The sequence below is a fragment of the Lacrimispora xylanisolvens genome, assembly GCF_002934545.1.
In the GTDB taxonomy this organism is placed as follows: domain Bacteria; phylum Bacillota; class Clostridia; order Lachnospirales; family Lachnospiraceae; genus Lacrimispora; species Lacrimispora xylanisolvens.
In genome coordinates, this window is sequence record NZ_PTJA01000005.1 from 135,610 (window position 1) to 155,342 (window position 19,733).

A 19,733-nucleotide genomic window follows, 5' to 3' on the forward strand; every position below is an offset into this window, starting at 1 on the left:
TTATCCCAGACGCTGCCTTACAATCTCATAAGCCAGCACTCCTGCAGCTACTGAGGCATTGAGAGAATCAATGTTTCCCTTCATCGGAATGGAAGCGACCATATCACAGGTTTCTTTGACCAGTCTGCCCACTCCGCTTCCCTCACTGCCAATAACAAGACCAATGGGTCCTTTTAAATTCAGGCGGTACATGCTTTCTCCATCCATATCCGCACATACGAACCACATTCCCTTTTTCTTTAAATCTTCCATCACAGCAGTTAAATTGGTTACTTTCGCAACCGGTGTATAATTAAGTGCACCTGCTGATGTCTTTGCCACTGTAGCCGTTAAACCAACTGCTCTCCGCTTGGGTATAATAACACCGTGGGCTCCTGCAAGGTTGGCTGTACGGATAATGGCTCCCAGATTGTGAGGATCTTCAATTCCGTCAAGCAGGAAGAGGAACGGCGGTTCTCCCTTTTCTTCTGCTGCTTTTAACAAATCTTCCACTTCTGCATATTCATAAGCAGCAGCATGGGCGATCACACCCTGATGGTGGCCTTCCTCAGACATCTGATCCAGACGTTCTCTTTCAACAAAGTTGACTATGGTATCTGTCTTTTTGGCTTCCCTTAAGATGGATTGAATGGGGCCATCGGATACACCTTTCTGCACATACAGCTTGTCAATGGTCTTTCCGGAACGGAACGCTTCAAGAACTGCATTCCTTCCTTCTATTGTAAATTCTTCTATCATTCCAGTTCTCCTATTCTGTTAAGCCCCCTGCTTACCACCCAAATCAAACGTTCCAGCTTTCCGCTTAAATAGAGATAACCGCATAAAGCTTCAAATCCGGTTGCGGTTCTGTAATCTGCCACTGTTGCATGTTTGGCTGTTGTGGCAGATTTGGCATTTCGCCCCCGTTTGTATACGGCAATCTCCTCCGGAGTCAGTTCTTCCCCTTCCACCAGACTTCTGATGATGTCAGCCTGAGCCTTTGCATTCACCAGTCTGGCGCTTTTCTTATGCATGTTATTTACCTGGGTGCTTCCATGATTCATGACTTTCGTCCGGATAATCAGTTCATACACCGCATCTCCGATATAGGCCAGTGCAAGAGGAGAATAACTGGTAATATCCACGTTCTTTAACTGAAGTGTATCTGCAAAATAATCGGTAAATGCAGACAGTGAAATTATACTCTCTTCCATTTTACACCTTCCCTGGTGTCCTCCAGTACAATGCCCTGATCCAACAGTTTACCCCTGATTTCATCAGCCAGTGCAAAGTCCTTGTCTTTTCTTGCCTGCTGTCTTGCAGCAATCATGGCTTCAATCTCTTCCGCAAGAATCACTTCTTCCTTTTCTGTAATAATTCCCAGAATACCGCAAAGCTTTTCGATGGTATTTTTCAGCAAAGTAACATACTCCAGAGAGCTTTCCTCATCAGTAGTGGAGTTGCTTACCTTTACCAGTTCAAAAATTGCGGAGATGGCATCTGCCGTATTAAAATCATCATCCATGGCGGCTTCGTATTTCTCCACCAGAGCATTGACCTGATTTATGTCTTCCTTCTCAAGCAGCCCCTCAGTTTTAGCTGAAGCTTCCAGGCCCTTTAACTTATCAACTGCAGTCAGGATGCGCTCCAGACCATTTTTAGAGGACTCCATTAAATCAGCACTGAAATTTAAAGGACTTCTGTAATGAGCACTGAGCATAAAGAAACGAAGTACCTGAAGATCATATTTTTCACTGATATCGCGAACGGTAAAGAAGTTGCCCAGAGACTTTGACATCTTCCTGTTATCAATATTAAGAAATGCGTTATGCATCCAGTATTTTGCAAACTCTTTTCCGTTGGCTGCCTCACTCTGTGCAATCTCATTCTCATGATGGGGGAAGATTAAATCCTCACCGCCTGCATGAATATCGATCTGGTCACCCAGATATTTCTTGGACATAACCGAGCACTCAATGTGCCAGCCGGGACGACCGTCACACCAGGGAGATTCCCAGTAAGGCTCCCCTTCTTTCTTCGGTTTCCACAGCACGAAATCGGTGGGATCTTCCTTTTCCTCTTCTCCGGTTACTTTCAGTTCACGAAAACCGGACTGCAGATCCTCCAGGTTTTTATGAGACAGTTTTCCATACTGATCAAATGATTTGGTACGGAAATAAACGGTACCATCCTTGGCTGCGTATGCATGACCGGACTCAATTAAATGTGCAATCATATCAAGCATTCCGCAGATCTCTTCTGTAGCAAGAGGATTCTTGGTTGCCGGCTTTACATTCATGGCCTCCATATCCTTTTTGCACTCATCAATATAGCGCTTTGAAACGGTATCCGCATCAACGCCTTCTTCAATGGCTTTTTTAATAATTTTGTCATCCACATCGGTAAAGTTGGAAACAAAATTTACATCGTAGCCCTTATATTCAAAATATCTCCGTACTGTATCAAATACGATCATCGGACGTGCATTTCCGATGTGGATCAGATTATATACCGTAGGACCGCAGACATACATCTTCACCTTCCCTGCCTCTAACGGTATGAATTCTTCTTTTTGTCTGGATAATGTGTTAAATATTTTCATGCTGTCTCCCTTCTTCTCCTGTTATTCCTGTTTGCAGCAGCCTTTACAGCCCTGACAGCCGCCTTCGCTTTGCATGATTCTGTCATCATAACAGTAATCTCCGACAGAAGTCAAAAGAACAACGGCCTGTGAGGATATTCCTTCTCCTCTTCCGGTAAATCCCAGTCCTTCCTCTGTTGTCGCTTTCACATTCACCTTGTCAACCGGCAGATTCAGCGCGTCAGCCATATTCTGCGCCATAAGCGGCCTGTATGACAAAAGCTTTGGTTTTTGGGCGATCACAGTGGAATCAATATTCTCCACAACATATCCGTTCTCTTCCAGCAGACCCGCCACATTCTTTAACAGTTCGATACTGGAGACTCCTTTATACTTAGGATCTGTGTCAGGGAAATGTTCCCCGATATCTCCTAATCCGGCTGCTCCCAATAAAGCATCTATCACTGCGTGGGTCAGCACATCTGCATCTGAATGGCCCAGAAGTCCCATCTCATATGGAATGGTCACTCCACCCAGAATCAAATCTCTGCCTTCTGCAAATTTATGAACATCATATCCCTGTCCAATTCTCATTATTTTTTCCTTTCCTATATAAATAAATCAGATCTTAAACGATCATTCGAAGTTTCTTACTGATACACCGGATCTCCACGTCATTCTGGCAAAAACAGCTTTCTCCATCAACATGAACCGCCATGGGGCGATCCATATGAATGTGAATCTCTTCGCAGGTATAGAAACGGATCCCTTTGTTTACAGACTTTTTTCCCATAAGGGAATTAAGCAGTACACAGATAAGCTTACTCTTCTTCCGGTTATTCATCACGCAGACTGACAGTTTCCCGTCTTCAAAATCTGCATCGGGAGCAAATTTAAATCCTCCGCCTTCATATGGATGAATATGGGTCGAAATGAAATAAGCATGGTTAAACTCAATCTTTTGTACTCCGTTCAGCACGATATATCCCTTGCAGGACTTCGCTGATATAAGCTGTCTGACGCCTACAAGCAAATAGGCCAGTTTTCCAATTCTCAGTCTGTGAAGCAGCCCTTTGGTTCTGGAATACAACAGATTATGACAGACAGCCGCATCCATACCGATACCGGAGCTGACCATAAAGCGGCGATGGGAAATCTCACTGTCTCCATATGATAATACTCCATAGTCCATCAATTTATAATATTTGGGATGCAGAATCTTATTCAAACATCGGATGGGATTCTTCGGAAGTTTTAAGCTTCTTGCCAGATCATTGCCAGATCCTGCCGGAATATAACCAAGTGTAACACAACTGCACATGGAATATCCATCAAGAATCTCATTGACTGTCCCATCGCCACCGACTGCGATGATTACATTGGATTCTTTACACCCTTCTGTTAAATTTTTTGCAAATATCTTTGCGTCCCCTGGCTTTTCAGTTAAATATGCCTGATATTCCACACCGGAATCGTTTAATGTCCGTTCCAGCTTATCCCAGATAATTTTACCCCGTCCGCAACAGGAGTTCGGGTTAACAATAAAATAGTACATGGAATCCCTCCGCTTTTTGCTATTTGTAAGTATAACATAAAAGAACAAAAATGAATATAAAAAAAAAGGAAAAAGGTCTGGGTGTCATATCGAAAAAGAAAGAATTTTGTATTTTATGAGTTTTTTTATCCAAATATTATATTTTAATTGCATTTTTTGCACACTTTTTATATAATATTTTAAAATTTATCAGTCAGGCTTGAGGGTAACTGCAAGTAAATTAAACTATCGGGGGTATTTACCATGAGAAAAGTGCAATTATTTCTAGCTGCTATGTTATTGGCGACAGCATTCAGTATGACTACTTATGCTGCTGAATGGAAAAGCAACGACCAGGGGTGGTGGTATGAGAAAGATGACGGTTCCTATCCGGCTAACAAACTGGAAAAAGTTGGAGAATACTGGTACTATTTTAACGAAGCTGGTTACGCTCAAAGCGGCTGGGTAAAGCTTGATACCGGTTGGTATGAGCTGAACGACTACGGAATCTGCCAAAATCCCATCGATCCTGCAACACAGCTACCAGCAGGTGCTCCTTATGGCGGTTGGATTAAATATGTTGAATTGTTTGGAACTAAGGAAGAGCTAGGCGCTGTATCATACAATAACTTTTACTGGATCAAGTTTTATGATGTGCCAGAGGCAGATACTACCAATGCATATCAAACTGATTTTAACCAGGTTTAATCACCTGATGTGACTGGTCAGCACCACTCATGCTGGCCAGTATTTTTAATTCATGAAATTGCTGCAAATAAAAAAACACATCAGATCCGACTCATATATCAGATTACCGTGTGTTTTTTAAGTAGCGGAAGGGAGATTCGAACTCTCGACACCACGGGTATGAACCGTGTGCTCTGGCCAACTGAGCTATTCCGCCATATTTAATTGTTTGACAAGCGCTTGCTTATCAGTGGGACCTACAGGGCTCGAACCTGTGACCCTCTGCTTGTAAGGCAGATGCTCTCCCAGCTGAGCTAAGATCCCAGTGCTTGTCAGGAGCTTTTATTTTCTCTCGTTCCCGACTGCTTCATTAGTATAATATGAATTGTATTAATTGTCAACACTTTTTTGTCAATTTTTTTCTTTTTTTACAATGTCTTGTAAAACCCTGATTCCTGCGAGGTTTTTCCCACTTATCCCCCTAAAAAAATATTTATAATTCGGAACTATTTCACTTTTTTTATGAAATTGAATAATATGGTAAAAGGAATATAAGTAATAATTAGAGGAGAGATAATGTCAAAGCAAAGCACTGCTACTGAAATAAAAGATGATGAATCCATATTAATCCAGGTAGATAAATATTTTGAGCGACTGATGAATTTTATAGAAGAGCGAAACCTGGAAGATATAAAAGCAGGGATTAAACAAAATTTACACTACGTTGAGGAAAAAGATGCCCCCGCCTATCATTCAATTATTAATTATTACAACCATTTCAGCAGCTTATGGGGGGCCTATGACCCGGATAAGGAAATATATGATCTTGTAAACAACCGTGCTGATGCATTAGTGAATCATAAAAAAGATTTTGAATGGCTATATGGGCAGCTTAGTGATTATAGATCTAAGAAAATTTTGTTAAATATTCTTTCCTATTGGCTTAAGACCGATAAAACGTTAATCGATGATATCTGTGATAAATGTTTTAGCCAATATTTTGATTTTGATTTGATACACTGCGATCACAACGAAGTTTTCGTGGATATGGGAGCTTATATAGGGGATACTCTCATACAATATATAAATATGTTTGGTAAAAATTGTTATAAGCAAATCTATTGTTATGAAATTGTCCCCAAAAACGTACAATTTATTTATAAAAATATAGAATTATTTAAACTAAATAATGTTTTAGTGCGTGAGAAGGGCGTAAGTGATAAGACTGGTTTCATGTATTTAGAGGAAGATGGTATTTCTTCTGTCCGTCAACTTGCAGATAATGGTACTCTTAAAGTTCCGACAGTTTCAATAGATGAAGATATTGAGGGTAAAGTAACTTTTATTAAAATGGACATTGAGGGTGGAGAAGAAAGTGCATTATCAGGGTGCAAAAATAAGATTGCCCAATATCATCCCAAATTAGCATTGAGTGCTTATCATAATCATAAAGACCTGTGGAAATTAGCACGTATTATTAATGAAATTGACCCGTCTTACCGCTTCTATCTGCGATATTATGGCTATGCTCTGGTTCCCACAGAATTCGTATTGTATGCATTGTAATAACCAGATGCCAGACGGTTGGAATAAATTATATAAACCTTCAGTCTGATGTAAATAAAATTACACAGCCTGAAGGTCTATTATTTTCTTATCCCAGTCGTTTTCTTTATTTTAAAAATACGGAATTACTGTTATTTTTATTCTCCCTCACTTCCAGCTGGGAAATGCTGTGTACAAACTTGGAAAACGTGGAGTAACCGTAATCCTTTACTTTAAAATCAGTAAATTTACGATGCATTCCATTTCCAAGAGCAGCCAGCTCCATTCCATTTTTACCACTGCCTTTTACCAGTTTTACAGCATAATCATCAAGTTCCTGCTTTCTGGTACGATTATCCTTCATACGGACAGTCACCACATTGCTGGTCTTTCTCAGTTCAAAACTATCCATCTCTTCCAGAAATTTGGACAACGAGCTGTATCCGTAATTTCTCACGTCAAAATCCGAATATTTTTTAACCAGACGGTTACCGATTTCTCCCAGGCCAGTTGCCTTGTTCTTATCTTCATTCTCCAGAATAATGGAAGCAATATCCTGTTCAATCACTTCTTTTCCAATGGCGCCACCGCCAGTTCCCTCTTCGTCCTGATCCAGTAAAACTTCAAGATTGGTAAATACGGTACAGGCAGCACGGAAAGACTTGGGTGTTTTTTCCTCTCCCATTCCAATAACTTCCTTACCTGATTCCCGCAGACGGCTGGCAAGACGGGTAAAATCGCTGTCACTGGAAACAATACAGAATCCATCTACGTTATCCGTATAAAGCAAATCCATAGCATCGATAATCAGAGCGGAATCAGTTGCATTCTTTCCTACTGTATTGGAAAACTGCTGAATCGGTGTGATGGAATTCTCAAGAAGCTCCATCTTCCATTTGCCCATCTGGGCGCTTGTCCAGTCACCGTAGATTCTTTTGTATGTAATTACTCCGTATCGGGTCATCTCATCCAGAATACACGTAATGTACTTGGCGGATATATTATCCGAATCAATCAAAACTGCAAATTTCTTATCACTCAATCGTCTGCTCTCCCGTCATAATTGTTTTAAATTTTATGTCAATTCCCTTGACTTTGTCTCTATTATATTTCATTTTCCTCATTATTACAATAACATCACAATGGGTAATCTGGGATAATTTTTGCAAAGTAAATTTTTAATTTTACTCCATAATAAAAAAGAGTTAAAGAATTCATCAAAAGAAGGGAGTGTTACTATGAATTCAGTAGCTGTAAAGGAATGTGAATGTGAATGTGAAACTGCAACACCCAGCAAAACCGTAGCATTAGCCATAGCAACCGTTCCCATGCAGCCTTGGGAACAGCCTTACGATCCTAAAACTGCTTTAAAACACGGAACCATATTCCCCAGTCTTGATTTGCCATTTTACGTAACAGGAGGGGAACAGCCATGATTGATCAAAAGAACCTGCTCAGTCAGATAACTGAAATCAGCTTTACCGTAAATGATTTAAACCTTTATTTAGATACCCATCCTCTCGATGAAAACGCTCTGAACGCTTTTAAGGACGCGATGACCCAGAGGAAACAGCTTCTTCAAACCTATGCAGATAATTTTGAGCCCCTCACCATGAACTGTATCTGCCCTGACAGCAACAATAAGACTAAATCACACACAAAATATCCGGATCAGAGACATTTTACCTGGAGTGACGGACCTCTTCCATGGGAAGGAGGTGTATTCTGATGTGGACCTATGAAAAAAGACTGCAATTTCCTGTAAATATAAAAAATACCTGTCCCAAAACAGCTTCTCTTATAATCAGCCAGTTTGGCGGACCTGACGGAGAACTGGCAGCTTCCATGCGTTATCTTTCCCAAAGATATACCATGCCATGCAAGGAAGTGGGAGGACTTTTAACCGATATCGGAACGGAAGAGCTGGGGCATTTGGAGATGATCTGCTCCATTATTTACCAGCTTACAAAAAACCTGACCATTGAACAGGCAAAAACGGCTGGTTTTGATGCTTATTATATCGATCATACTACCGCTTTATGGCCTATGGCTGCCGGAGGAGTTCCATTTAATGCCTGTGAATTTCAGTCAAAGGGCGATGCCATCACGGATCTGATAGAAGACCTTGCTGCAGAGCAGAAAGCCAGAACCACTTACGATAATTTGATTCGTATGATTGCAGATCCAGATGTAAGAGAGCCCCTTAAATTTCTGCGGGCACGGGAAGTAGTTCACTTCCAGAGATTTGGTGAGGCTCTGGAAAATATAAAGACTACGTTAAATCCGAAAAACTACTATTATTATAATCCTGAATTTGACAAGCAGTTTGTAAAGAAAGAGATGTAAGATTCTATAATCAAAAAATCACCTTTCGTTGCTTATTAGTAGCGAAAGGTGATTTAAATCTATAGAATGTTAACGCTGTTCTTCATAGCTGTATTTCAACAGCTCATATATTTCATCTGTTACCCGATCATCTTTATAATACTCATCAAGAAGGCTGATGATTTTTGCTGCATATTCCGACGGAACCGGACATGCTGCAACTGCCTCATGAAAATCCTTCTTCATATCACTGACCATTTCCTTTTTTTCCGGAACAGGCAGACCGTAGATCTTATAAAGCATTCCCATGGCCGCACACGCCTCATTGGGGGATGTTAAAGGCGCGTTTTCAAACCTGGTTTTAATTTCTACAGCCTGTTTATTAATATAAAATACCATAATATTTTAATTCCTTATACATTTTTCACTAACGCAATGTCAATCAGGGTGAGTTCCTTCGCTCTGTTCTCCATACTGGTTACAAGTGCTGCTGCCGTATCCAGGGACGTAAGCACGGTTACTCCGGTTTCAATGGCATTTCTTCGGATCACAAATCCATCCTTGCATCTGTCTGCGCCCTGAGGCGGTGTATCGATAACCAGGTCAATCTCATGACCCAGAATCAGATCCAGGAGGTTGGGGGACTCCTGCTCCAGCTTGCGCACCTGGAATGCCTTGATTCCGTTATCGTTTAATACTTTGGCGGTACCAGCAGTAGAGAAGATCTTGTAGCCCTGATCTTTAAATCTGCGGGCAATGTCGATAATTTCTTCTTTATCAGAATCTTTTACGGTTATGATCATGTTCTTATGCTTTGGAAGCTTGATACCTGATCCTGCAAATGCTTTATAAAGTGCCTCATTAAAGGTCTTTGCGATTCCCAGGCACTCTCCGGTGGATTTCATCTCAGGTCCCAGGCTGATATCTGCGCCACGGATCTTTTCAAACGAGAATACCGGCATCTTAACCGCGATATAATCTGCTTCCGGCTGAAGTCCTGGCTTATAACCAAGCTCTTTTATGGTATGACCGCAGATAACTCTGGTTGCCAGGGGAACAATGGGGATTCCAGTCACCTTGCTGATATATGGCACCGTACGGGAAGAACGTGGATTTACTTCGATGACATAAACATCTTCTCCGCTGACAATAAACTGAATGTTGATCATTCCCTTTACATGAAGTGCTCTTGCAAGTCTTCTGGTATATTCTACAAGCTTGTCCTTGATGTCTTCATTTAAGCTCTGAGCCGGATATACAGAGATACTGTCGCCGGAGTGAACGCCTGCACGCTCGATGTGTTCCATGATTCCCGGTATGAGTATATCTTCTCCGTCACAGACTGCATCTACCTCGATTTCTTTGCCTACGATATATTTATCTACTAAAATCGGGTGTTCCTGAGCAATCTGGTTGATGATGGCGATAAATTCATCAATATCCTGATCGGAAATAGCGATCTGCATTCCCTGACCTCCCAGTACGTAGGAAGGTCTCACGAGAACCGGATAACCAAGTTTTGCAGCTGCCTTCTTAGCCTCTTCTGCTGTATAGACGGTCTGGCCTGCAGGCCTTGGAATCTGACATTCTTCCAGAATCTTATCAAACAGTTCCCGGTCTTCTGCCGCATCCACATCTTCTGCTGCTGTTCCAAGAATGGGAACTCCCATCTTCATCAGCGCCTCTGTCAGCTTGATGGCTGTCTGGCCGCCGAACTGTACCACTGCTCCGTCTGGTTTTTCAATATCAACAATGCTCTCCACATCTTCCGGAGTAAGGGGCTCAAAATACAGCTTATCTGCAATGTCAAAATCCGTACTGACTGTTTCCGGATTGTTATTGATAATGATAGTCTCATATCCTTCTTTGCTGAAACTCCAGGTACTGTGAACGGAACAGAAGTCAAATTCAATTCCCTGACCGATTCGGATCGGACCGGAGCCTAATACCAGAACCTTTTTTCTTCCTGTTGTCTGTTCTGCCTCATTTTCACTTCCAAAGCAGGAGTAGTAATATGGTGTCTCAGCCGCAAACTCTGCCGCACAGGTGTCTACCATCTTAAAGGCAGCGGTTATCCCGTTTTCTTTTCTGGTCTGATGGATTTCTTCTATAGATATACCTGTCAGCTTTGAAATGACTGTATCCGGGAATTCCAGTCTCTTTGCTTCTTTTAAAAGCTCGGTGGTGAGAGGTCCCTTCTTTAAGGCTTCCTCCATCTCCACCAGAATTGCCAGCTTATCAATAAACCACACATCAATCTTTGTGATGTCATGAATGAGCTCATAGGTAAAGCCTCTTCTTAATGCTTCTGCAATCACCCAGATTCTTCTGTCATCTACCAGATGAAGGGTTTCTGTCAGCTGATCATCGGTAAGCCCTGTAAAATCATAAGACATTAAGCTGTCTACATGCTGCTCCAGGGAACGGATTGCTTTCATTAGGCCGCCTTCAAAATTGGTACAGATACTCATTACCTCACCGGTTGCCTTCATCTGGGTTCCAAGGGTTCTCTTGGCACTTAAAAACTTGTCAAAGGGAAGGCGTGGCATCTTAACCACACAGTAATCCAGCATGGGCTCAAAACTTGCATAGGTTTTCCTGGTTACGGCATTTTTAATCTCATCAAGAGTGTATCCCAGAGCGATCTTAGCTGCAACCTTGGCGATGGGGTATCCGGTTGCTTTGGAAGCAAGAGCGGAAGAACGGCTCACTCGTGGATTTACCTCGATTACACAGTATTCAAAGCTTTCCGGGTGCAGAGCATACTGAACATTGCAGCCTCCTGTTATGCCTAATTCGCTGATAATCTTTAATGCAGAGGTACGAAGCATCTGGTATTCCTTATCTCCCAGTGTCTGGGAAGGAGCCACTACGATGCTGTCGCCTGTATGAACCCCTACCGGATCCAGGTTTTCCATGTTGCAGACGGTAATTACATTGCCTGCACCATCCCGCATTACTTCATATTCAATCTCTTTCCAGCCTGCGATGCAGCGTTCCACAAGAACCTGACCCACACGGGATAAACGGAGTCCGTTTTCCAGGATTTCCCGGCACTGTGCCGGATTTTCAGCAATTCCGCCGCCTGAGCCTCCCAGTGTATATGCAGGACGTAACACGATGGGATAACCGATCTGCTCGGCGATTCTTAATCCATCTTCCACATTTTCAACGATATCCGAAGGAGCTACCGGCTCACCGATCTTCTCCATGGTTTCCTTAAACATCTCCCGGTCTTCTGCCTTTTTAATGGTCAGGGCAGTGGTTCCGATGAGGCGGACATTATTCTTTTCAAAAAATCCCTTATCTTCCAGCTCCATGGCAAGGTTTAAGCCTGCCTGGCCTCCCAGTGTAGGGAGAACGCTGTCTGGTTTTTCTTTTAAAATCAGCTGTTCCACAACCTCTACTGTCAGCGGCTCGATATAAACCTTATCTGCAATATCTTTATCTGTCATGATGGTCGCAGGATTGGAGTTTAAAAGCACAACTTCAATTCCTTCTTCTTTTAAAGAACGGCATGCCTGGGTTCCGGCATAATCAAATTCTGCTGCCTGACCGATGATAATCGGACCGGATCCAAGGACTAGTACTTTTTTGATCTCCTGATTCTTAGGCATTCTTTCCCACCTCCATCATATTAATAAAACGGTCAAATAAGTAGCTGGAATCCTGAGGTCCGGGGCAGGCTTCCGGGTGGTACTGTACGGTAAATATGTTCTTTCCGGTATATTTCATGCCTTCGTTTGTTCCGTCGTTGACGTTAACAAATGCAGGAACTGCCACAGCCGGATCCACAGTATCCTCATCTACCACATATCCGTGGTTCTGAGAAGAGATATAGACTCTTCCGGTTTCCAGATCTTTAACCGGGTGATTGCCGCCTCTGTGTCCGTATTTCAGCTTATGGGTATCAGCGCCTGTGGCCAGTGCCATCAGCTGGTGTCCCAGACAGATTGCAAAGATGGGAACCTGTGATTCATACAGCTTGCGGATTTCCTTAATAATCTCCGTACACTCCTTTGGATCTCCAGGGCCGTTTGACAGCATAATTCCATCTGGATTTGTGGAAAGAATTACTTCTGCTTTCGTATCCGCAGGATATACAGTAACCTCACAGCCTCTTTCATTTAAAGACCGTGCAATATTCTTTTTCGCTCCTAAATCTAACAGCGCCACCCGCTTGCCTTCACCGGGAAGCACATAAGATTCTTTACAGGTGGTTGCTTTCACAACGCCCGTTACGGAATAAGTTTTCATACGCGAAATGACTTCGTCAAGATCAAATCCTTCATCGGTTGTGATCATGCCGTTCATTGTACCTTTTTCTCTTAAGATTTTTGTTAGGGCTCTCGTATCGATACCACTGATACCTGGAATGTCGTTAATTTCTAAGAAATGCTGAATGGTATCCTCGCTTCTAAAGTTGCTGGGGATTCTAGATAATTCTCTGACAATGTAGCCATCCGGCCAAGGTTTGTATGACTCCATATCTTCCTGACAAATGCCGTAATTACCAATTAGCGGATATGTCATCACAACTGCCTGTCCCGCATAGGATGGGTCGGTGAGGACTTCTAAATAACCCGTCATGGAAGTATTAAATACGATCTCACTGATCACTTCCCGTTTTGAACCAATGCTCGTGCCTGTAAAAACAGTGCCGTCTTCCAGTATTAAAAAAGCTTTCATACGCAAAGTCCCAATCCTTTCTTAATATTTGTCCACGTTCTTTGGACATCAAGGGATACCCGTAAGGGTGTTTCTTAATATTTGTCCACGTTTTTTGGACATAAAGGGATACCCTTTAAGGTTTAATTTTGAACTGACTGGTATCAGACCAAATTGAATAGATTATACATTATACCGCGACATTTTTCAACTGTTTTTTTATAATTTATTTATCTACTTTTTATGCATTATTTTTCTGTTTTCAGATATTTTAATCGGCATATTTGTATATTTATGCAAAATGATTAATATTATACATTTCCGTATACTTTGCATCAACTTCGAACAAACTATACATGAGGTGATAAATCATGATTGATAACAGCGAACTTCCCATTGGATTTACCATGGAACTGGCACAGCATTCAGACATTATGATACAGTTTGCCGGACTCTCCAAAGAGGATCAGAACCGCATCATCAATGGTGCAAGAGAAATTGATAGCCGCGATGAAATGAGAAGCTATGTAGAGTCCATGTTCCATGAACCCAAAACTTCATTCTTTTAAAAAAGCCCCCGCAAAAACTTATTTATTTAGTTTTATGCGGGGCTTTTGTAATCATTGCCCGGAGCAGCTAATATATTAATAATAATCATTCAATAAGGGGCTATTATGAATCCATATATGACCACTGCCCAGGAAACGGCTGCTACCGGCTCTCTTCAGGTAGATGTGGTATCTAATGAGAACAACCACCCCATCGGGGACGCAGAAGTTACCATTTCCTACACAGGAGATCCAGACAGCATATTAGAAAAGGTTACTACTGACAGTTCCGGTCAGTCCGAAACCGTAAGTTTATCCGCGCCGCCTGTCGATTTAAGTCTGTCTCCCGGACTGGCACAGCCGTATTCAGAATATTCACTTTTTATTACTGCACAGGGTTATGAACCAGTGGCTATCTCCGGAACTCAGATCCTGGCAGATACGGATGCCATTCAGCCTGTCCGCATGACTCCTGTCAAAGACGAGACAACTCCCGATACGCCCATTACCATTCCGGATCATACTTTGTACGGCGATTATCCTCCAAAGATAGCAGAGGCCGAGGTAAAGCCTGTTGCAGAAACCGGCGAGATCGTATTAAGCCGGGTTGTTGTTCCACAGACAATTATTGTACATGACGGTGTACCCACAGATCCCACGGCCACCAATTATTATGTTCCTTATAGCGATTATATTAAAAATGTGGCCTCCAGTGAAATTTACGCTACCTGGCCCAGAGAAACAATTATTGCCAATGTTCTGGCAATTATGAGCTTTACGTTAAACCGCGTTTATACGGAATGGTACCGGAATCAGGGTTATGACTTTACCATCACTTCCTCTACTGCTTTCGACCATAAATGGATACACGGCAGAAATATTTTTGACAGCATTTCCCAGGTTGTGGATGAAATCTTTAACAGCTACTTATCAAGGCCCGGAATCAAACAGCCCATTTTAACCCAGTACTGCGATGGCCACCGGGTAACATGTCCTAACTGGATGTCACAATGGGGAAGCTGCACCTTAGGGGAACAGGGCTATACTGCCATTGAAATTCTCCGCAACTATTACGGAAGCAACATGTACATCAATACTGCGGAACAGGTTTCCGGTGTTCCTTCCTCTTTCCCCGGTTATAACTTAACTATAGGTGCCTCTGGAGACAAGGTACGCCAGGTCCAGGAACAGCTTGATACCATTGCCGGAGTTTATACCAGAATCCCCAGAATCACAGCAGACGGAGTGTTTGGAGAAAACACAGCAGAGGCAGTCCGTCAGTTCCAGTCCATATTTAAACTTCCTGTGACGGGAGTCATTGATTTTGCTACCTGGTATAAGATCTCTCAGATCTATGTGGGCATTACAAGAATTGCCGAGTATTCTTAAACTAAATAAAAGAGGGATTTTCCGTCAGTTTATTGATGAACCGACCGACGAAATATCCCTTTTTTTATTGCTGAAGAAATTATCCCTCGCCTCCCAGCAGATCTGCGATCACGTATCCCAGAAGTGCCAGTGCAATTCCTCCCAACAGCTCATATATTGCCACGGTTTTCCACGGCACATCCCAAAGAATAACAAAGGGAGAAGAAATCACAAGACCAATGATCACCCGGTACATCTGATGCTCATAACGGGTCAGAAGCTGCTCCACCACTCTGGCAAACAGAAGAACGCCTGTCAGCATACCCAGAAAATATGGGAACAACACCATAACATTTTTCATAAGACCTTGAAAATCAAGAGCACAGGCTGCCCGGATACAGGCATTATTGGTCTGCAAAACAGGCTCATAAAAGCCCAGCATCATCATGATCATGGACCCGCTTACCCCTGGCACGATCATAGTGGCTGCTGCAAGAAGCCCCACTGCAAAAAGAGTAACTACCCAGTATTTCCCCGATGATAAATATGCCGCACCGGAAGCCATGGCAAATCCTTCTCCGCTATGGCCGGAAGCGATCGCTGTTTCAGCCACATATGTAATGAGGATTACGATGCCGCATGTGATTCCAGCAGTTATAATTCCTTTCCATAAGTCATTTTTTTCTCCAGAAAAAGCTTTGCGGCCAAGAGCCGGAAGACCGCCTCCGATTAGTCCCAGAAACGATAGTTTCGTCTGAAGAGGATATGTATGAAACAGATATTCAAACACCAGTGACAAAAAAATGATGCCTGCAACTGCACCAATTCCATAAGGAAGAAGGATCCTTATACTTTTTACCGGCTCTTTAAAAAGCCGGTTTACCGCATGGATGATCTTATCATAGACACCCATGGTAATGGCCAATACTCCTCCGCTGATGCCCGGCAGAATATTTGCCACACCAATAATTAAACCTTTTAAAAGCTCACCGATATACTTCAAGCAATTCCTCCTGCATTAATCCGTATATCAAATCCTATGCACTTTTACTGCTTCTAATACGTCTTTTACCGTATTCAGCTTATAATCTGCAAGACTCTGGTCAAATCCATATCTTGTATCAATGACTGCCGCTATTTTAAGCCCTGCCCGGTGTGCTGCCGTTATCCCAATGGTGGAATCCTCTACTGCCAGACATTCCCCGGGCTCTAATTTCAGCTGCCCGGCTGTATATAAATAGATCTCTGGATCAGGTTTGCTCTTTTTAAACTGTTCTCCGCTGACCACAGCTTCAAAATAGTCCCGGATTCCATTTTCCTCAAGAACACGTTCCACCAGTTCTAAATGGGTGGAAGAAGCTAGAGCCAGACGAAAACCAGCATCTTTCAGCTGTTTTAATGTATCAGTTACCTCCGGCCGGTAAATGTTTCGGTAATCTATTTCACTATAGATATCTCTCTGCCGGAACTCATTCCTTAACTCTTCCCAGGTCTGCCCATTGGAAACAACCCTCTCCACTACTTCCCAGCACTCCTGCTTTGTTGCTCCAACCAAAGGATACAGATCCTCCAGTTTTACATCTGGATTTTTCTTTTTGGCAAATTCCAGCTGATATTCCAGATATACACCCTCGCTGTCAATAATAACGCCATCCATATCAAATATCACTGCCTTAATCATAATTCTCTCCTCTGTATTCATTCTGATTAAGACCATACGACAGTAAAAGGTATCTTGTCAAGTCAAAGTTCATAAGAGATGGCCGGAAAAGGCTCTTCTTTACCGCCCCTTCCGGCCTGTTTCCCCGACTCAATACACAGCCGGGCGTTTCACCATAAATGTGTTATGCCCCAGCTGCCTGAGAGCCTGCTCCATTTTAACAGCATTGTCCATATTTCGGAATGCACCGACTCGAACCTTATATAAACCATCTTCATAAACTACGAAAGCCGGAAATCCCTGGGATTTCAGCATATTGACCTGGTCCTCTGCCAGAGAGCGCACCCGGAACGCACCCGTCTGTATCTGATAGTACTCAACCTGATTTTCTTCCTGCTGCTGAATGGTATTTAAAATACCAGTAGCAATTGCCTGGGCTATCTCATCAAAGTGATCGTCAAAAAGATAATTATCCGCTTCATTATCTATAAACCCAACCTCTATTAAGACAGATGGAATCTTTGTTCTTCTCAACACTACAAGCCCCGGACGCTCCACAGTTCCTAAATTGGTGAAGCCCATTGCTGCAAGTGCTTCTCCGATATTCGCTCCAAGCATTCCCTCAATGCCTTTGTTTTCAAAAACAACCGTTTCGACTCCCGATCCTGTTCCTGGAACCGGCATGGCATTCCGGTGAATGGAGACGAATAAATCTGCTTCTGCATCATTGGCCATCATGGCTTTTTCCAGGGGTGTATTATAGGTATCGTCAGTTCTTGTATACCTGACATCAACTCCGTTGTCTGCCAGGATTTTCCCAACAGCTAACGCAAGTTTTAAGTTATCATCTTTTTCCTGCCGCCCATTATAGACTGCACCCGGGTCCGCACCGCCGTGACCGGCATCTATTACCACGATCTTTCTCTCAGCCAAAAGAAAAACTCCTTTCACATACCTCTATTCTATAAAGTATGTAAAAGAAGTGTTCTCCGTACCATATTTCAGACTATGATTTATTCATTTTCTCCTAATTCTGCCATAACATCCACTCCCCTTGGACCAACCGGTGTGGAAAAGACAATCTGAGTACTGGTCTTTCCGTATTTCTGGAGCTGTCCGATGAAAATATCCAGCTCCATGGTGCTTTGAAATGCCACCTTAATCAGCATGGAATAATCTCCGGTAACGCAGTTGCATTCCAGCACATTGGGTATGGAATCCATGTAGGAATAAAACTGGATTTTATCAAGAGGTGATACATCCAGATTTACAAAAGCAATGATATGGTATCCCAGCTTCATGGGGTCCACTGACGCATGGTACCCGGTAATGATTTTTTCCCGCTCCAGCTTTTCAATTCTGGAGGAAACAGCAGGCGAGGACAAAAAGGTATTTTCTGCTATGTTTTTTAAAGATGCCCGTGCGTTCTTCTGCAGTGTCTGCACTATTTTCTTATCAATATCGTCCATATCTTCCTCCTTGAATTAAAAAAAGCGCCAGTACCACTAAAGTACTGAACGCTTTTGTTCTAACAAATTAAGCTTAAACCTTATTAATCTTTTCTTATCAATATCATAACCAATTATCAAATACTTGTCAACGTTTATTTTATTAAGGATGGCATCTTTTTCATCCGTTCAATGGCTTCCACTGTATTTTCATAGGTACCAAATGCTGTAAGGCGGAAGTAACCTTCTCCGCTGGGACCAAATCCGCTTCCAGGAGTTCCCACAACGCTGGCTTCCTCTAAAAGCCGGTCAAAGAAGTCCCAGGAAGTCATTCCTTCCGGTACCCGCAGCCAGATATAAGGCGCATTCACACCTCCATATACTTCACAGCCAGCTTCTTTTAATCCGTCATAGATCACCTTTGCATTTCTCATGTAATAGGCCACCTGTTCTTTTAACTGAGCCTTACCTTCTTTGGAATAAACCGCTGTTCCAGCCTTCTGAATGATGTAGGGAGCACCGTTAAACTTGGTTCCGTGGCGTCTTGCCCATAAAGAATGAAGCATGACTCCGCCTCTTACCAGAGATTTGGGGATCACAGTAAAGCCAAGACGTACACCGGTAAAACCGGCATTTTTGGAAAATGAGCGGAATTCAATGGCGCAGGTATTGGCCCCTTCTATCTCATAGATGGAGTGCGGCACATCATCCTGAGCAATGTATGATTCATAGGCGGCGTCATAAAGTATGACTGCACCTGTCTCATTGGCATAATCCACCCATACCTTTAACTGATCTCTGGTGAGAGTGGTTCCGGTGGGATTATTGGGAACACATAAGTAAATAAGATCTGGAGTTTCCTCTGGAAGTTCTGGAATAAAATGATTCTCAGCGGTACATGGCATGTAAATAACATTGCTCCATTTCCCTGTGGTTTCATCATATTCACCGGTTCTTCCAGCCATGACATTGGAATCCACATAAACAGGATAAACAGGATCACAGACAGCGATTTTACAGTTCTGATCGAAAATTTCCTGAATATTTCCGCAGTCACTCTTCGCTCCGTCGGATACAAATATTTCATCTGCTGTGATCTCACATCCTCTTGGAATGTAATCTTCACTGGCAATCAGTTCTCTTAAAAAACCATAACCAAGATCCGGTGCATATCCGTGAAACGTTCCCGCTTCCCCCATCTCATCCACTGCTCCATGAAGCTCCTCAATAATTGCCGGTGCAATGGGCTGGGTTACGTCACCAATTCCAAGACGAATCACCTTTTTATCGGGATTTGCCTCTATATAAGCACTGACCTTTTTCGCAATGGTGGAAAACAGATAACTTCCAGGTAATTTTAAGTAGTTTTCATTGATCTTAACCATAGGTT

At 42.6% G+C, this 19,733-nt stretch carries 21 protein-coding genes and 2 tRNA genes; 7 read left to right on the plus strand and 16 right to left on the minus strand.

Annotation, left to right across the window (positions count from 1 at the left end; genetic code table 11):
• Genes rlmB through BXY41_RS11035 form a run of 5 tightly spaced genes read right to left on the minus strand, consistent with a single transcriptional unit; the run spans window position 1 to window position 4,115 of the window.
• A complete protein-coding gene (gene rlmB / locus BXY41_RS11015; RefSeq protein WP_104436893.1) occupies window positions 1-738 on the minus strand; it encodes a 23S rRNA (guanosine(2251)-2'-O)-methyltransferase RlmB in 738 nt (245 codons plus the stop codon).
• Entirely contained in the window at window positions 735-1,193 is a 459-nt protein-coding gene (locus BXY41_RS11020) for a Mini-ribonuclease 3 (RefSeq protein ID WP_104436894.1), read from the minus strand. Before BXY41_RS11020 ends, rlmB begins: the two co-directional genes overlap by 4 nt.
• On the minus strand, window positions 1,178-2,581 hold the full coding sequence (gene cysS, locus BXY41_RS11025; protein ID WP_104436895.1) for a cysteine--tRNA ligase: 1,404 nt from the start codon (window positions 2,579-2,581) through the stop codon (window positions 1,178-1,180). Before cysS ends, BXY41_RS11020 begins: the two co-directional genes overlap by 16 nt.
• Window positions 2,582-2,602: 21 nt before the next feature.
• Entirely contained in the window at window positions 2,603-3,154 is a 552-nt protein-coding gene (gene ispF / locus BXY41_RS11030; RefSeq protein WP_104436896.1) for a 2-C-methyl-D-erythritol 2,4-cyclodiphosphate synthase, read from the minus strand.
• A gap of 34 nt (window positions 3,155-3,188) precedes the next feature.
• Entirely contained in the window at window positions 3,189-4,115 is a 927-nt protein-coding gene (locus tag BXY41_RS11035; RefSeq protein WP_104436897.1) for a diacylglycerol/lipid kinase family protein, read from the minus strand.
• A 243-nt stretch (window positions 4,116-4,358) separates the two neighbouring features.
• Here BXY41_RS11035 and BXY41_RS11040 point away from each other — a divergent pair, with 243 nt between their 5' ends.
• Window positions 4,359-4,802 carry a hypothetical protein gene (locus BXY41_RS11040; RefSeq protein WP_104436898.1) on the plus strand — a complete coding sequence of 148 codons (444 nt, stop codon included), beginning with the start codon at window positions 4,359-4,361 and terminating at the stop codon, window positions 4,800-4,802.
• A gap of 122 nt (window positions 4,803-4,924) precedes the next feature.
• Here the strand turns inward: BXY41_RS11040 and BXY41_RS11045 are convergent.
• Together BXY41_RS11045 and BXY41_RS11050 are read right to left on the minus strand one after the other, a co-directional pair.
• A tRNA-Met gene (locus tag BXY41_RS11045) sits at window positions 4,925-4,998 on the minus strand.
• A 34-nt stretch (window positions 4,999-5,032) separates the two neighbouring features.
• Window positions 5,033-5,105: transfer RNA gene (locus BXY41_RS11050), tRNA-Val, on the minus strand.
• Between the two features lie 252 nt (window positions 5,106-5,357).
• Between BXY41_RS11050 and BXY41_RS11055 the strand changes: the two genes are divergently transcribed.
• The gene (locus tag BXY41_RS11055; RefSeq protein WP_104436899.1) at window positions 5,358-6,347 is read left to right on the plus strand and encodes an FkbM family methyltransferase; all 990 of its coding nucleotides are present in this window, start codon (window positions 5,358-5,360) and stop codon (window positions 6,345-6,347) included.
• A gap of 106 nt (window positions 6,348-6,453) precedes the next feature.
• Here the strand turns inward: BXY41_RS11055 and BXY41_RS11060 are convergent, their stop codons facing one another.
• Entirely contained in the window at window positions 6,454-7,368 is a 915-nt protein-coding gene (locus tag BXY41_RS11060; RefSeq protein ID WP_104436900.1) for an NYN domain-containing protein, read from the minus strand.
• Window positions 7,369-7,564: 196 nt separating this feature from the next.
• Here BXY41_RS11060 and BXY41_RS11065 point away from each other — a divergent pair, with 196 nt between their 5' ends.
• The 3 genes from BXY41_RS11065 to BXY41_RS11075 are packed head-to-tail and all read left to right on the plus strand — an operon-like array spanning window position 7,565 to window position 8,672.
• The gene (locus BXY41_RS11065; protein ID WP_104436901.1) at window positions 7,565-7,762 is read left to right on the plus strand and encodes a spore coat associated protein CotJA; all 198 of its coding nucleotides are present in this window, start codon (window positions 7,565-7,567) and stop codon (window positions 7,760-7,762) included.
• Entirely contained in the window at window positions 7,759-8,055 is a 297-nt protein-coding gene (locus BXY41_RS11070; RefSeq protein ID WP_104436902.1) for a spore coat protein CotJB, read from the plus strand. The genes BXY41_RS11065 and BXY41_RS11070 overlap by 4 nt, the downstream gene beginning before the upstream one ends.
• On the plus strand, window positions 8,055-8,672 hold the full coding sequence (locus BXY41_RS11075; protein WP_104436903.1) for a manganese catalase family protein: 618 nt from the start codon (window positions 8,055-8,057) through the stop codon (window positions 8,670-8,672). Before BXY41_RS11070 ends, BXY41_RS11075 begins: the two co-directional genes overlap by 1 nt.
• A 69-nt stretch (window positions 8,673-8,741) precedes the next feature.
• On the opposite strand, the gene BXY41_RS11080 is transcribed toward BXY41_RS11075, so the two are convergent.
• Genes BXY41_RS11080 through BXY41_RS11090 form a run of 3 tightly spaced genes read right to left on the minus strand, consistent with a single transcriptional unit; the run spans window position 8,742 to window position 13,340 of the window.
• On the minus strand, window positions 8,742-9,050 hold the full coding sequence (locus tag BXY41_RS11080) for a DUF3837 family protein (protein ID WP_104436904.1): 309 nt from the start codon (window positions 9,048-9,050) through the stop codon (window positions 8,742-8,744).
• Window positions 9,051-9,064: 14 nt separating this feature from the next.
• The gene (gene carB, locus BXY41_RS11085; RefSeq protein WP_104436905.1) at window positions 9,065-12,268 is read right to left on the minus strand and encodes a carbamoyl-phosphate synthase large subunit; all 3,204 of its coding nucleotides are present in this window, start codon (window positions 12,266-12,268) and stop codon (window positions 9,065-9,067) included.
• Window positions 12,261-13,340, minus strand: a complete 1,080-nt coding sequence (locus BXY41_RS11090; RefSeq protein ID WP_104436906.1) for a carbamoyl phosphate synthase small subunit — start codon at window positions 13,338-13,340, stop codon at window positions 12,261-12,263. The genes carB and BXY41_RS11090 overlap by 8 nt, the downstream gene beginning before the upstream one ends.
• Before the next feature lie 350 nt (window positions 13,341-13,690).
• Here BXY41_RS11090 and BXY41_RS11095 point away from each other — a divergent pair, with 350 nt between their 5' ends.
• Entirely contained in the window at window positions 13,691-13,888 is a 198-nt protein-coding gene (locus tag BXY41_RS11095; protein WP_104436907.1) for a hypothetical protein, read from the plus strand.
• Between the two features lie 105 nt (window positions 13,889-13,993).
• Complete coding sequence (locus BXY41_RS11100) at window positions 13,994-15,256, plus strand: peptidoglycan-binding protein (RefSeq protein ID WP_104436908.1); 1,263 nt, start codon at window positions 13,994-13,996, stop codon at window positions 15,254-15,256.
• A gap of 79 nt (window positions 15,257-15,335) precedes the next feature.
• Here the strand turns inward: BXY41_RS11100 and BXY41_RS11105 are convergent, their stop codons facing one another.
• From BXY41_RS11105 to BXY41_RS11125, 5 genes are all read right to left on the minus strand, one after another.
• Window positions 15,336-16,238 carry a DUF368 domain-containing protein gene (locus BXY41_RS11105; RefSeq protein WP_104436909.1) on the minus strand — a complete coding sequence of 301 codons (903 nt, stop codon included), beginning with the start codon at window positions 16,236-16,238 and terminating at the stop codon, window positions 15,336-15,338.
• Window positions 16,239-16,265: 27 nt separating this feature from the next.
• The gene (locus tag BXY41_RS11110) at window positions 16,266-16,916 is read right to left on the minus strand and encodes an HAD family hydrolase (RefSeq protein WP_104436910.1); all 651 of its coding nucleotides are present in this window, start codon (window positions 16,914-16,916) and stop codon (window positions 16,266-16,268) included.
• Between the two features lie 129 nt (window positions 16,917-17,045).
• The gene (locus BXY41_RS11115; protein ID WP_104436911.1) at window positions 17,046-17,828 is read right to left on the minus strand and encodes an N-acetylmuramoyl-L-alanine amidase; all 783 of its coding nucleotides are present in this window, start codon (window positions 17,826-17,828) and stop codon (window positions 17,046-17,048) included.
• 80 nt (window positions 17,829-17,908) lie between these two features.
• Entirely contained in the window at window positions 17,909-18,364 is a 456-nt protein-coding gene (locus BXY41_RS11120; RefSeq protein ID WP_104436912.1) for an Lrp/AsnC family transcriptional regulator, read from the minus strand.
• A 134-nt stretch (window positions 18,365-18,498) separates the two neighbouring features.
• Complete coding sequence (locus BXY41_RS11125; protein ID WP_104436913.1) at window positions 18,499-19,728, minus strand: LL-diaminopimelate aminotransferase; 1,230 nt, start codon at window positions 19,726-19,728, stop codon at window positions 18,499-18,501.
• Between the last annotated feature and the right edge of the window lie 5 nt (window positions 19,729-19,733).